This window comes from Bradyrhizobium sp. SRL28, from assembly GCF_018596315.1.
Classification (GTDB): domain Bacteria; phylum Pseudomonadota; class Alphaproteobacteria; order Rhizobiales; family Xanthobacteraceae; genus Bradyrhizobium.
The window spans coordinates 86,064-99,676 of the sequence record NZ_JAHEAG010000024.1 but is presented as its reverse complement, the minus strand read 5'-3'; the positions used below and the strand labels follow the sequence as shown (position 1 = coordinate 99,676).

The following is a 13,613-nucleotide window of genomic DNA, read 5'->3' as shown; positions in this document are numbered from 1 at the left end:
GGGATCAACCGCATGACCGCTGCCGCCAAGAAGCCCGCCTTCACCGACTACGTCGTCAAGGACATCTCGCTCGCCGAATTCGGCCGCAAGGAAATCTCGCTGGCCGAGACTGAAATGCCCGGCCTGATGGCGACGCGCGAGGAATACGGCCCGAAGCAACCGCTGAAGGGCGCCCGCATCGCAGGCTCCCTGCACATGACGATCCAGACCGCGGTCTTGATCGAAACGCTTGCCGCGCTCGGCGCCGACATCCGCTGGGTGTCGTGCAACATCTATTCGACGCAGGACCATGCTGCGGCGGCGATCGCCGCTGCCGGCATTCCGGTGTTCGCCGTGAAGGGCGAAACGCTCGCCGAATACTGGGACTACACCGCAAAGCTGTTCGACTGGCACGGCGGCGGCACGCCCAACATGATCCTCGATGACGGCGGCGATGCCACCATGCTGGTGCATCACGGCCTGCGCGCCGAGAACGGAGACGTCAAGTTCCTCGACAAGCCGGAGTCGGAAGAAGAGGAAGTCTTCTTCGCGCTGATCAAGAAGCTCCTGAAGGAGAAGCCGAAGGGTTATTTCGCCGAGATCGCCAAGAACATCAAAGGCGTTTCCGAAGAGACCACCACGGGCGTGCACCGGCTCTACAATATGGAGAAAGAAGGCAAGCTGCTGTTCCCCGCCATCAACGTCAACGACAGCGTCACCAAATCGAAGTTCGACAACCTCTATGGCTGCCGTGAATCGCTGGTCGACGGCATCCGCCGCGGCACCGACGTGATGATGTCCGGCAAGACCGCGATGGTCGCGGGCTTCGGCGACGTCGGCAAGGGCTCGGCCGCCTCGCTGCGCCAGGCCGGCTGCCGCGTCATGGTCTCCGAAGTCGATCCGATCTGCGCGCTGCAGGCGGCGATGGAAGGCTATGAAGTCGTGACCATGGAAGACGCCGCCCCGCGCGCCGACATCTTCGTCACCGCGACCGGCAACAAGGATATCATCACCATCGACCACATGCGCGCGATGAAGGATCGCGCCATCGTCTGCAACATCGGCCACTTCGACAACGAGATCCAGATCGCGGGGCTTCGTAACCTGAAGTGGACCAACATCAAGCCGCAGGTCGACGAGATCGAATTCCCCGACAAGCACCGCATCATCCTGCTGTCGGAAGGCCGCCTGGTGAACCTCGGCAACGCCATGGGCCATCCGTCCTTCGTGATGTCGGCCTCGTTCACCAACCAGACGCTGGCGCAGATCGAGCTCTGGGCCAACAACAAGGACGGCAAGTACGAGAAGAAGGTCTACGTGCTGCCGAAGACGCTGGACGAGAAGGTGGCTCGCCTGCACCTCGCCAAGATCGGCGTCAAGCTGACCGAGCTGCGCAAGGACCAGGCCGAGTACATCGGCGTCAAGCCGGAAGGCCCGTTCAAGGCGGATCATTACCGGTATTGATTTCAGGCAGGACGCGCCGCTGCGCGCGTTGTCCTGAAGTAAACGCCAGAGCCTCAGAAAGCCCCGGAGCGATCCGGGGCTTTTTCCTTGTCCGCCACCAGGACAACGGACTGTCTATGGAGATGCCTGAAGTCGATTTCCGGTGCTTTCGCGACGGAAAGGCCGCTGAATTCCACCTATATCTCGATACAACCTGTATCGCCGCTGCAACCTGACAATGCGAGTTGCAGTTTCTACCTGCTGGCCATTAGATCGTGCGGCAGGGAGATCGCCATGACCGAAGCGGCAGAACATTTCGACGTCCTCATTGTCGGCGCCGGCCTGTCCGGCATTGGCGCGGGGTATCACCTGCAGGAGAAGTGTCCCGGCAAGAGCTACGTGATCCTCGAGGGTCGCGATTGCATCGGTGGCACCTGGGATCTGTTTCGCTATCCCGGCATCCGATCCGACTCGGACATGTATACGCTCGGCTATTCGTTCAAACCGTGGACCGAACCGAAGGCGATCGCCGACGGGCCGCGGATCCTGAACTATGTGCGCGAGACAGCCGTCGACAATGGCATCGACAGGAAGATCCGCTTCCACCACCGCGTCAAACGCGCGTCGTGGTCGTCGCCGGATGCGCGCTGGACGGTGGAGGCCGAACGCAACGTAGGCGAGGGCGCGACCGAAATCGTCAGCTTCACCTGCAATTTCCTGTTCATGTGCTCGGGCTATTACAAATACGAGGAAGGCTACACGCCGGAATTTTCCGGCACGGCCGACTTCGCCGGCCAGATCGTGCATCCGCAGAAATGGCCTGAAGACCTCGACTATGCGGGCAAGCGCGTGGTGGTGATCGGCTCGGGCGCCACGGCGGTAACGCTGGTGCCGGAGATGGCGAAGGTAGCGTCGCACGTCACCATGCTGCAGCGCTCGCCGACTTACGTCGTCGCGCGTCCGGCGGAGGATGCGCTCGCCAACAAGCTGCGCAAGAATCTCTCGGCGAAGCTCGCCTATCACATGATCCGCTGGCGCAACGTGCTGTTCGGCATGTATTTCTTCCAGCTTTGCCGCCGCAAGCCGGATCGTGCCAAGCAGTTGATCCTCGGCGGCGTCAAGATGGCGCTGGGGCCGGAATACGATGTCGGCAAGCACTTTACGCCGCGCTACAATCCCTGGGAGCAGCGGCTGTGCCTGGTGCCCGACGGCGACCTGTTCAAGTCGATCCGCGACAAGCGCGCCTCCGTCGTCACCAACGAGATCGACACCTTTACCAAGGGCGGCATCAAGCTCAGGGATGGCAGCGAGCTCGAGGCCGACATCATCGTTACGGCGACCGGGCTGAACCTGCAGGTGCTCGGCGGGCTCGAAGTCAGCGTCGACGGCCGCACGGTCGATTTCGCGCGAACGCTGAACTACAAGGGCATGATGTATTCTGATATCCCGAACATGGCCTCGGCGTTCGGCTACACCAACGCGTCGTGGACGCTGAAATGCGATCTCACCTGCGAGTATGTCTGCCGGCTGATCAACTACATGGACCGCAACGGCTACAAGCAGTGCATGCCGCATAATGTCGATCCTGATGTCACGGAACTGCCGTCGCTGGATTTCTCCTCCGGCTACGTGCAGCGCTCGATCGCAAAACTGCCCAAGCAGGGTTCGAAGCGGCCGTGGCGGCTGTATCAGAACTACGCGCTCGACATCGTCACGCTGCGCTACGGCAAGGTCGACGACGGGGTGATGCGGTATTCGTGAGCGGTTCCGCCGCGCGAGGTGCGTCGCGTCCCATGCGTGATTTCGCGTATACGTAGGTGAGCGCGAATCGTTCAAGATGTCCTCACGGTTAACGCCGGATTAACCGGCGTGCCCCACGCTGTTTGGCTTGTGGCCCCTGACAGCACGAGGAAGCCCATGGACGCCCAGCGAATTGCCGTCGATGCCATCGTGGCGCTGACCGATTGCGACCGCGAGGCCGCAGCCGCCTTCATCCGCAAGTTCTATCTGGCCGGTGTCCGGGACCCGAAGCGCCTGACCTTCAAGGGCCTGCAGGCGCTGCGGGGCTGAGGGCAGGGCTCTCTCCTCCGTCGTCCCTGCGAACGCAGGGACCCATAACCACCGATATTTGTTGCTGACGCAAAGCCGTCGACCATCCTTCCAAGACAACATCCGCCGCGGCGCATGGGTCCCCCGATGTGCAATTGCACATCTGAGATCGCGCTTCGCTTGTCCGGGACGATGTGGTTCAATTCTCAAGAGCCAAGCGTCCGCATTCTCGCGGCGCTGATCGCCCGAGGCTTGCATCTTCGTTTGCCCTCCTTGAGAACAAGGGCGCAGGGAATGCCGGGTGCTTGCTGCACCCGTGGTCTCGCGTGCCATTTGCGCTAAAGAAAATGCACACGAGCATACAGGTTCAGCGGAAACACTCCGGCCTTCCCTGCGCAATGCCTTTACGGCTTACTTCGTGCTCTCCCCGGTGAACACCGTCGCTCCACGAGATAACCCGTGAAACTTAGCGCCAGCACCGCGGCGTCAGGACCACACGACTTGATGTCTAGGCGTTTTTTCGGCCTGTTGAAAACGGCGGAAGCGTCGGAAAATAAAGGCATTTTTCGATGTCTGCCGGACGAACGAAAGGCCGCCGGAAGCCGCCGGGCTCCGATAGGCCCTAGTTCACACTGTAAGCGCCGGCGCGTTCCGGACCAAACCTAAGATGTCTGGATCACTATTGTCGATCCTCAATGCCAGACGAAGCAGCCGACGCTCGGTACACAAAGGCGCGCACATTAGCGCCTTAGCGGTCGGCCCACTTCACTGCGGCAAATCCTTGCAAAGCTTGATCACGATCATGACCGTCGAACCGACTGCTACGACCACCGGGCAGATAAACGGCAACTCTTCGAGCAGGCCGACGACGGCCGCCCGGACGCGGAGACTTCTCTTTACATGCGCTAAGCGCCAGCCTGCCACACTCATCGGACATCCCCATTTGGCCCCCAGCAGCAGTCTGATTTTCAACGCGAAGCGAGCCCTGGCTATTGCCAGTTCGGGTGTTCCCTAGATCAGGGTGAAGGAACCCTTGCAGGAGAGAATGAGGGAGCAGATGGCTGCCCGTCATGACGGCCACGCGGCTTTGATTGGACATCGTGAACACTGTGGTCGTTGATGTGATCCCTGATGTACGCCGTTCGCCTGGCTGGGATTATCGCATCATGTGGAACTGGATGATGCTGGGGCTAGAAAGCAACCGCGTGATCGGACTGCGGATCGCGAAGTTGATGCGCGGCGGCAAAGCGGCGCAACGCGAAGCCCGCCGCATGGTCAGTGAAAAAATGTTTGCTGCGGCGAAGGCCGGTACAAGCCTGATGGCTGGGGCCTCCGGCGACAAGATTGTTGAGCAATATCGAAGAAAGGTGGCGGCCAACGCCAAACGGCTCAGCCGCACACGAACCCGGCGCAAACGAAAATCACGCTGACCCTTTCGGCTGACGATCTCATCTCACTTGCTCCACTGCTTAAGCGCCCACAATCTGTACGCTTCCTCAATGAACGGGTCTGGCTCGGTCGGTTCCGGTATCAGCTTCGCACCTTCGCGACGAAAATGATCGAGACCACGACCTAGCTTGCGACCGGCCAACGTGTGCTGATCGTTGGCCCAGTCGGGGATTGTCGGCGCGAAGTCCTCCAGCAATGACCGCAAACCGATGGCGGCTGCGAAGTGGCAGCCGGCGCGCGACTTTGGCGACCGGCACATGATCCTGATCGCGTTGCCGACCATCAGCCGGGCTTCACCGATCGACTTCGCGTAGCGGTCCCGTGACGCGGCGAGCGATGCGGCGACGAACGGGAACACCTGCGGCGCAGCCGACGACTGAGGGTAGAAGAAAAACCCTTGCAATAAAGGGTTTTGTTGCTTGCAGGGCCTTTCACCGGATTTCAGGCCCACACGACTTCGCCGTACGCTTCAGGCGCGTACGTCTCGCGCCATTTGCGTCCATCGCATCTCACCGCACGTTGTGACGATCGCGAGTGTCCCTCATCTGCCGTGAGACGGGCGGAGTTATGCGGGTGATTTGCGTGACAATTTAAGCGGAATATTTTTGCGGGAAGGGTTGGACAGGTTTTTACTGATTTGCCCGTCGTGCCAATGTGCCGCAGTTGCGTATCGAGATTGCGCTTGCGCGGAAGGCAAATCAGTCCGCGATCCGTAGGGTGGGCAAGCGATAGCGCGCCCACCATTCACGACGATTGCTGCGGATAGATGGTGGGCACGTCGCTACGCTCCTTGGCCCACCCTGCGGTTGCTGCAGCTACGCCGTCAGCCTACGACGACTTCGCTGATCTGGATGACGGGAGACTGGTCGGTATAGTTCGGGATGTCGGCCATGATCTCCTTGGCGTGAGGCCCGAAGCCGGTCTGGAAGGCCTCGATCGAGTCGCAGAAGATGTGACACATTCCGACATAGGTCGCGGCAGCGCCGGGGGCACCGCCGGCCAGGCCCTTGTCGACCGTGTAGGACTTGCAGGCATCGCCCATGCGCGCTTTCACGAGCGGCATATGCTTGTCGCGGTAGTAATCGTGATCGAAGCGGCCGCCGGGCGTATTGGGATACATTACGCTTACCTTGATCATGGTGTGTCCTCCGATCCGATGTTCGCCGTTTAACCGGCAGTATCCAAAATCTGCGGCAGTTTTGCGAATCTTGCAACCAGGCGGCGGCTTGTGTCCGGCGAGCGGGGCAAAGCGGACGTCATTCGCCATCGCGCATGTTCAAAATTGACCAACGGGGACACCGGGAGCGTGGTATTGCAGTCCTTGACGTCACCCCAATTCGTGTCCATATCGGGTAATCGACACTTGGCCGAACGACTGGGCCGCTTTGCCTTGCGCTACTGACAGGCACGCACGTTTCAGACCCTTCTCCAAAAATCGATTAACCGACGAAGTTGCCGATCCCTCGGTGCTTCGATCTTCCGTGCACTGTCAGAAGGAACTATCTCCGTGCATCAGAGAGCTGTGCAGTGCTCTAACGGGCAAGACGGCCCTGGCCTCATTCAGCCTGCTTCCATTCAATCTCCAGGTGGCGGCGATGACGTTCTCGACGCTCGTCGCTGGACGCGCATTTTGAGCAACTACAGCACCCCAAGTCGGCTGCGCAGCGTTGCCGAGTTGGCGATCACGGCTTTGCCGCTCATCTTGCTGTGGACTGCGGCCTGGTTCACGTTCTCCCTCGGCCATGCCTGGGCTTCATTGCTGATCGCAATTCCGGCTGCCGGCTTTCTCGTACGCCTGTTCATGATCCAGCACGACTGCGGTCATGGCACCTTTTTCCCCAGCCGTCTGGCGAATGACTGGGTCGGCCGCGTCATTGGCGTGCTCACGCTCACGCCCTACGACTGCTGGCGCCGTATGCATGCGACGCATCATGCCACCACCGGCAACCTCGACCGCCGCGGTATCGGCGATCTCGATACGCTGACAGTGCGCGAATACCGCGCCCTTTCCTGGTGGGGTCGTCTGAAATACCGTCTTTACCGCCACCCGCTGATCATGTTCGGGGTCGGACCGGCCTACCTGTTTCTTTTGCAACAGAGGCTCCCGGTCGGCCTCATGCGCAATGGTTGGCAGCCCTGGGCCAGTACAATGGCAACCAATCTCGCGATTGCCGTCATCGTCGCTGTTCTCACATGGTTTATCGGCATCAAGGCGTTCCTGCTCGTGCACCTTCCGATCATACTCCTCGCCGCCACGGCCGGCGTATGGCTGTTCTACGTGCAGCATCAGTTCGAGCATACGACCTGGGAGCGCGACGAGAGCTGGAACCTGCATCAAGCCGCGCTGCACGGCAGCTCACATTACGAACTGCCGGCGCTGCTGCGCTGGTTCACAGCCAATATCGGCATTCACCACGTGCATCATCTCTCCAGCCGCATTCCCTATTACCGGCTGCCGCGCGTGCTGCGCGACTACCCTGAACTGCGCGACGTCGGCCGCATCACGCTCCTGCAGAGCTTTCAATGCGTACGGCTTGTGTTGTGGGACGAGGCGCAGCGCCGCCTGGTGTCGTTCCGGGAAATCTGAACCCGGGACTTTCAGGAAGCCGCACCAACAAAAAAGCCCCGGATCTGATCCGGGGCTTTGTGTTTGGTGCCGTTTTCGCGTCGCCTATTCCGGCTTGCCGATCGCAACCTTCAGCGTGCCGACGCCGTCGACGCCGCACTCGATCTGGTCGCCGGGCTGGAGCTGGGAGACGCCGGCCGGCGTGCCCGTCATGATGATGTCGCCGGCGGCGAGTTTTACCTGCTGCGAGAGCTGCCAGATGATTTCCGGCACGTTCCAGATCAGTTCGGTGAGATCACCTTTTTGCGTTTCCTTGCCGTTCACGGTCAGCCAGATCTTGCCTTTGGTCGGGTGGCCGATCTTCGAGGCCGGCTGGATCGCGGAGCAGGGCGCGGAGTAATCGAACGACTTGCCGACTTCCCACGGTCGCTCCTTCTTGCGCGAGGCGATCTGCAGGTCGCGGCGGGTGAGGTCGATGCCGACCGCGTAGCCGTAGACGTGCTCTAGCGCCTTGTCAGCGGGAATATTGAGGCCGCCGCTCTTCATCGCGACGATCAACTCGACCTCGTGATGAAAATCCTTGGTCAGCGGCGGATAGGGGATGGTGGCGCCATCGGGCACCAGCATGTCGGCGTGCTTGCCGAAGAAGAACGGCGGCGCGCGCTCGTCATTGCCCATCTCGCGGATGTGCTCGAGATAGTTGCGCCCGACGCACCAGATGCGGCGGACCGGATAGGTGCCTGGCTCGCCGACGACGGGAAGCGTGGGCTGCGGGGCTGCTGATATGACGTAGGAGGCTGCGTTCATGAAAAGGATCTCAACGGGTTACGGTTGGAAATTCGGGAATAGCCTTTACGCGGTTGCGCTGACGGGCGCCAGACTGGGATGGCCGGCGTCGCGCTGTTGCAGGCGGAAGAACGAGGCATAGCGGCCGCCGCGCCGCAGCAAATCGTCATGCAGGCCGCGCTCGACGATCTCGCCGCCCTCGACCACCAGAATGGCGTCGGCGTGCATGATGGTGTGCAGGCGGTGGGCGATCACGATGGTGGTGCGGTTCTGGCAGAGATGGTCGATCGCCTCCTGCACCGCTTTTTCGGATTCCGAATCCAGCGCCGCGGTGGCCTCGTCGAGCAGGATGATCGGCGCGTTCTTGATCAGCGCCCGGGCGACTGCGATGCGCTGGCGCTGGCCGCCGGATAGTTGCGTGCCGTGCTCGCCGACGGGCGTGTCGTAGCCGAGCGGGAAGCCCATGATGAAATCGTGCGCGCAGGCCGCTTTCGCAGCCGCCACGATCTCGTCCTGCGTGGCGTCCGCCTTGCCGAAGGCGATGTTGGCGCCGATCGAGTCGCGGAACAGATAGACGTCCTGCCCGACATAGCCGGTCTGGGCGCGCAGCGAATGCCGCGACACGCCGGAGATGTTCTGGCCGTCGATCAGGATTTCGCCCTGCTTCACCTCATAGAGCCGCAGCAATAGCGCCAGCACCGTGGATTTGCCGCCGCCGGAGGGGCCGACCAAAGCGGTGGTCTTGCCGGGCTCGGCGACGAAGCTCATGGCATTCAGCACCGGTTCGTCCGGCCGATAGGAGAAATTGACGTCGCGGAACTCGACCCGCGCGTTCGAGAGCTTGAGCGCCGGCTTGTCGTTATCGACAGGCTCGCTCGCCGGGCTGTCGACGATCTCGAGCAGCATGCGCGCGCCGACCAACTGGCTGTTGAGATCGATGTTGAGCCGCGCCAGGCGCTTGGCCGGCTCGGTCGCCAGCAGGAACGCGGTCATGAAGGAGAAGAACTGTCCGGGCGTGGCGCCGAGCGCGACCACGCTGTAGCCGCCATAGAGCAGGCAGCCGGCGACCGCAAAGCCGCCGAGCATTTCCATCAGCGGGTTGGAGCGATTGGAGACCCGCGCCATCTTGTTGGCGTTGTTCTCGACGATCGCGATATTCTCGTCGATGCGCCGCTGCATGGTCGCTTCCAGCGTGAACGCCTTCACGGTGCGGATGCCCTGCAGCGATTCCTGCATGGTCTCCATGATGTCGGCGCTGCCGGTGAACTGATTGTGGGCGAGGCCCTTGATGCGCTTCACCAGCTTGCGCAGGATCAGCATCGCCGGCGGCACCACCACGAGGCCGATAAACGACAGAACCGGATCCTGCGTCACCATCACGAATATCAGGCTGACCAGCAGCAGCACGTCGCGTCCGACCGCGTTGATGAGTAGCGTCAGCACGTCGGTGATGGATTTTGCGCCCGATGTCAGCCGCGCCAGGAACTCGGAGGAATGCCGCGCGGAATAGAATCCGATGCTTTCGCTCATCAGCTTGGCAAACAGCCGCCGCTGGTTGTTGGCGAGAATGGCGTTGCTGATCTTCGACAGGATCACGGTGTGGCCGTAGGTCGCCAGACCCTTGATGAACAGCAGCACCACGGTGACGCCGGAGAGAATGGCGATGCCCGTGACGTTCTTGTCGATATAGGCCTGATTGATCACCTGGCCCAGGATATAGGCGGAGCCCGCGGTGGCGCCGGCGGACACGCCCATCAGCGCGAACGCGGTCAGATAGCGCCGCCAATAGACAAAACCCTGTTCCATGACGAGGCGGCGAATCAGGATCGCCGCGCCATACGGGTCGTCGGTAATTTTTCGGGTCGGTTTGCTTGGGAGTTCGGTCATCCGCGTTCCATTGACGGGGCCGGTAGACCGGCGCGTCAGGGCTGCTGCGGATTAGTCCTTGCCCGCTTGGCGGGGCTTTTTCAAGCCAAATAAGCGCTTGATTTCAGGCCGATTCCGCATGCTGCGGAAGGCCGCCGCGGTCGCGGAACAGCTTCTGTTCCCAGGCCAGCGCGTGGGTGGCGATGGTCTCGAGATCGTTGTATTGCGGCGTCCAGTCCAGCGTCGCATGGATGCGGCTGACATCGGCGACCATGGTCATGATGTCGCCAGGGCGACGCGGCGCATAGGAAACCGCGAAATTGCGCATCGAGACACGGCGGACGGCCTCGATGGTCTCGAGCACCGAATAGCCGCGGCCGTAACCGCAGTTCAACGTGATCGAGCCTCTCGCGCCGCGCAAATAGGCCAGCGCAGCGCGATGGGCCTGCGCGAGGTCGCTGACATGGATGAAGTCGCGAATGCAGCTTCCATCCGGCGTCGGATAGTCGGTTCCGAACACATCGACTTTGGCGCGCTGCCCGGTGGCGGCCTCGACCGCGATCTTGAGCAGATGCGTAGCCCCAACGGTGGCGATGCCGCAGCGGCCTTTCGGATCGGCGCCGGCGACGTTGAAGTAGCGCAGCACGACATAGTTCATGCCGTGGGCGGAAGCCACATCGTGCAGCATGATTTCCGTCATCAGCTTCGAAGAGCCATATGGCGAGGCCGGCCGGGTCGGCGCATGTTCCGGCACCGGCACCTGGTCCGGATTGCCGTAGACGGCAGCCGTCGACGAAAAGATGAAGCGGTTGACGCCACCCTTGACCGCGGCATTCAAGAGGCTGCGGGTCGTCATGGTGTTGTTGCGGTAATAGCCGAGCGGATCGCGCACGGAATCCGGCACCACGATGGAGCCCGCGAAATGGATGATGCTCTCGATGCCGTGCTGGGCGATCACGCCTTCGACGAGGTTTTCATCGCCGGCGTCGCCGATGAACAGCGGCACGCCTTCAGGCAGGAAGGCGGAGAATCCGGTGGACAGATTGTCGATCACGACGACGCTTTCGCCGGCATCCGCCAGCGCATGAACCATGTGACTTCCGATATAGCCGGCGCCACCGGTGACGAGCACGGTCATGGGCCACCTCTCGCTCTTGAATTTGGAGCGCGCCCGGACGCAAAATCCGGTTTCCACTTTATGCTGGTCGCGCTCTATTGGAGGCGATGCTAGCGGGGCTGCGGTGAAGAGTGGGTTTCGGCGCCGGCGAACTGGCCACTATGCTTAATGTTGCGTATAGGAACTGGCCTGAACGGAGCCGGACGTGCCGATCGAGAACAATTTGGCCAGTGATCTGCAACTGATCGTGCCGAATCTGCACAGGCGTTATTCGGGCGTCACGGCGACCAACCGCATGGTGGCGCCGAAGCTTGCCACAATGTACCGCGCGGCGTGGCTCGGCCCCCACGCGCCCGACGGCATCGCGCGGATGGGTTTTGCGGATCTTTTGAAACTCTGGCGCCGCCGCAACTCCCTGATCTGGCACGCGCGCCGCAATGACGAGATGATCGCGGGGCTATTGCTCCGCGCGCTCGGCTGGCCGCTGAAGCTCGTCTTCACCTCGGCCGCACAGCGGCATCACAAGCGGCTGACCCGCTGGCTGATCCGGCAGATGGATGCGGTGATCGCCACTTCCGAACTCTCGGCGTCGTTTCTCAAGCGCAAGGCGACGGTGGTGATGCATGGCGTCGATACCGATGCTTACGCGCCACCGGTCGATCGCGCGGCGGCGTTTGCGGAAGCCGAACTGCCGGGGCGTTACGCGATCGGCTGCTTCGGCCGGGTGCGCGCGCAAAAGGGCACGGACGTCTTCGTCGAGGCGATGTGCCGGCTGCTGCCGCGCTATCCCGATTTCACGGCCGTCATCGTCGGCGCGGTCGTGCCGGAGCAGCAGGGATTTGCCAACGGCTTGAAGCAGCAGATCGAGGCGGCCGGGCTGCAATCGCGCATCGTCATCACGGGCGAGCTTGCGATCGAGGAAGTGCAGCGCTGGTATCAGCGGCTGACGATCTACGCCTTCACGTCGCGCAATGAAGGCTTTGGCCTGACGCTGATCGAGGCGATGTCCTCAGGTGCGGCGCTGGTGGCGGCGCGCGCGGGGGCTGCCGAATTCGTGGTCGAGGACGGCGTGACCGGCGTGCTGACGCAGCCGGGTGATGCTGAGGCGCTGGTCGCCGCACTGGAGCCATTGATGCGCGATCCGGTCTCGGCGCATGCGATCGGCGAACGTGCGCGTGCGCGCGTGCTGCAAAAGTTCAGCCTCGAGGCTGAAGCGAATGCGATCGCCGCAGTCTATCGTGCGCTCGGCTGAGTGACCAGCAGGCGATGCGCGACCTCGGCCACGTAGGAAGGGTCGATGTCGCGCATGCAGCGATGGTCGTTCATGGTGCAGACGGTGCGTTGGCAGGGCTGGCAGGGCAGCACGGCCTTGGTCTGAAGAACCGTGGCCGCGAGACCGTTCAGCGGCGCCCATAGATAGGGGCTGGTGGGGCCGAAAATGCCCATGGTCGGCGTGCCGATCGCCGCCGCGATATGCATCAGGCCGGAATCGTTCGAGATCGCGACGCCGGCCGCCGCCATCGCCAGAATGCCGTTGCGCAGATCGGTCCCGGTGAGGTCGCGGACCTTGCTGCCGCCGGCGGCAACGATCTCCTGCGCCAGCGCCTTCTCGCCGGGGCCGCCGACCACCCAGACGTCGAGGCCGCGTTCGACCAGGAGCCGCGCGGCGCCGGGGTAATACGTCCAGCGCTTGGAGGCGCCGACGGACCCAGGAGCCAGCGCCACCGCGGGGCCAGTGCCGAGGTCGTTGGCCTGCCGCCAGCGCGCGATTTCCTCACGAGGCACGGCGAGTTGCGGCACCGGCCATTCCGGCGGCAGCGGCGCGCGCGCAGGCAGCGCCAGCGCGGCATTCTTGTCGATGAAGCGGGGCAGGGCTTTTTCGCCCCAGCGCATCCGGTTAATCAGCCCAAATCTCGCCTCGCCGAAAAAGCCGACTCGTTCCGGGATGCCGGCGAGCGCCGGCGCAATCGCGGCTTTCCAGGTGCGGGGCAGGACGAGGGCGGTTCCATACCCCCGGGAGCGCAATTCGGATGCGAGACGCCACTGTTTCGCCGGCGCAAGCCGGCTGCGGGGCAGATCCCAGACGATCCCGGCGCGGACACCCGGCATGTAATCGACCAGGGGCGCGCACAGGGAGGTCACCAGCAAATCGACCGGCCGGTTGGGCCAGCGCTGCTTGAGGACGCGGACAACCGTGTGACCCCGGACGAAATCGCCGATCCACATATAGGGTACGATCAGGATCGGCCGCGTGTCGGCGGCATCCTCCATGTCGATCCCATCAGGTGAATTCATATTCATACTTTATGTTCGGCGCCTTGAGGGCGATTCCGGCCCCGGAGGTAACCGCTCTGCAAG

Annotated in this window: 13 protein-coding genes; 6 read left to right on the top strand and 7 right to left on the bottom strand. The window is 62.4% G+C overall.

What is annotated here, in order from left to right; all coding sequences use genetic code 11:
* Nucleotides 1-12 precede the first annotated feature (12 nt).
* From ahcY to KIP88_RS32155, 3 genes are all read left to right on the top strand, one after another.
* On the top strand, nucleotides 13-1,443 hold the full coding sequence (gene ahcY, locus KIP88_RS32165; RefSeq protein WP_214492171.1) for an adenosylhomocysteinase: 1,431 nt from the start codon (nucleotides 13-15) through the stop codon (nucleotides 1,441-1,443).
* 273 nt (nucleotides 1,444-1,716) lie between these two features.
* The gene (locus tag KIP88_RS32160; RefSeq protein ID WP_214492170.1) at nucleotides 1,717-3,183 is read left to right on the top strand and encodes an NAD(P)/FAD-dependent oxidoreductase; all 1,467 of its coding nucleotides are present in this window, start codon (nucleotides 1,717-1,719) and stop codon (nucleotides 3,181-3,183) included.
* 156 nt (nucleotides 3,184-3,339) lie between these two features.
* The gene (locus tag KIP88_RS32155) at nucleotides 3,340-3,492 is read left to right on the top strand and encodes a hypothetical protein (protein ID WP_214492169.1); all 153 of its coding nucleotides are present in this window, start codon (nucleotides 3,340-3,342) and stop codon (nucleotides 3,490-3,492) included.
* 744 nt (nucleotides 3,493-4,236) lie between these two features.
* Here KIP88_RS32155 and KIP88_RS32150 read toward each other — a convergent pair.
* Nucleotides 4,237-4,401, bottom strand: a complete 165-nt coding sequence (locus KIP88_RS32150) for a hypothetical protein (protein WP_214492168.1) — start codon at nucleotides 4,399-4,401, stop codon at nucleotides 4,237-4,239.
* Between the two features lie 170 nt (nucleotides 4,402-4,571).
* On the opposite strand from KIP88_RS32150, the gene KIP88_RS32145 reads away from it, so the two are divergent.
* Nucleotides 4,572-4,901 (top strand): hypothetical protein, encoded by a 330-nt coding sequence (locus tag KIP88_RS32145; protein WP_374226534.1) that lies wholly within the window; start codon nucleotides 4,572-4,574, stop codon nucleotides 4,899-4,901.
* Between the two features lie 23 nt (nucleotides 4,902-4,924).
* On the opposite strand, the gene KIP88_RS32140 is transcribed toward KIP88_RS32145, so the two are convergent.
* On the bottom strand, nucleotides 4,925-5,371 hold the full coding sequence (locus KIP88_RS32140) for a hypothetical protein (RefSeq protein ID WP_214492167.1): 447 nt from the start codon (nucleotides 5,369-5,371) through the stop codon (nucleotides 4,925-4,927).
* Between the two features lie 372 nt (nucleotides 5,372-5,743).
* Complete coding sequence (locus KIP88_RS32135; protein WP_214492166.1) at nucleotides 5,744-6,058, bottom strand: EthD family reductase; 315 nt, start codon at nucleotides 6,056-6,058, stop codon at nucleotides 5,744-5,746.
* A gap of 435 nt (nucleotides 6,059-6,493) precedes the next feature.
* On the opposite strand from KIP88_RS32135, the gene KIP88_RS32130 reads away from it, so the two are divergent.
* Entirely contained in the window at nucleotides 6,494-7,507 is a 1,014-nt protein-coding gene (locus tag KIP88_RS32130; RefSeq protein ID WP_214492190.1) for a fatty acid desaturase, read from the top strand.
* An 84-nt stretch (nucleotides 7,508-7,591) separates the two neighbouring features.
* Here KIP88_RS32130 and KIP88_RS32125 read toward each other — a convergent pair whose 3' ends face one another.
* The 3 genes from KIP88_RS32125 to galE form a co-directional block, all read right to left on the bottom strand.
* A complete protein-coding gene (locus tag KIP88_RS32125) occupies nucleotides 7,592-8,293 on the bottom strand; it encodes a fumarylacetoacetate hydrolase family protein (protein WP_214492165.1) in 702 nt (233 codons plus the stop codon).
* Nucleotides 8,294-8,338: 45 nt separating this feature from the next.
* A complete protein-coding gene (locus KIP88_RS32120) occupies nucleotides 8,339-10,159 on the bottom strand; it encodes an ABC transporter ATP-binding protein (RefSeq protein ID WP_214492164.1) in 1,821 nt (606 codons plus the stop codon).
* A 103-nt stretch (nucleotides 10,160-10,262) separates the two neighbouring features.
* Nucleotides 10,263-11,276 carry a UDP-glucose 4-epimerase GalE gene (galE, locus tag KIP88_RS32115; protein ID WP_214492163.1) on the bottom strand — a complete coding sequence of 338 codons (1,014 nt, stop codon included), beginning with the start codon at nucleotides 11,274-11,276 and terminating at the stop codon, nucleotides 10,263-10,265.
* 184 nt (nucleotides 11,277-11,460) lie between these two features.
* Between galE and KIP88_RS32110 the strand changes: the two genes are divergently transcribed.
* Entirely contained in the window at nucleotides 11,461-12,507 is a 1,047-nt protein-coding gene (locus KIP88_RS32110) for a glycosyltransferase family 4 protein (protein ID WP_214492162.1), read from the top strand.
* Here the strand turns inward: KIP88_RS32110 and waaF are convergent.
* Entirely contained in the window at nucleotides 12,489-13,556 is a 1,068-nt protein-coding gene (gene waaF / locus KIP88_RS32105) for a lipopolysaccharide heptosyltransferase II (protein WP_214492161.1), read from the bottom strand. The two genes, KIP88_RS32110 and waaF, sit on opposite strands and share 19 nt — an antisense overlap.
* Nucleotides 13,557-13,613: the final 57 nt, after the last annotated feature.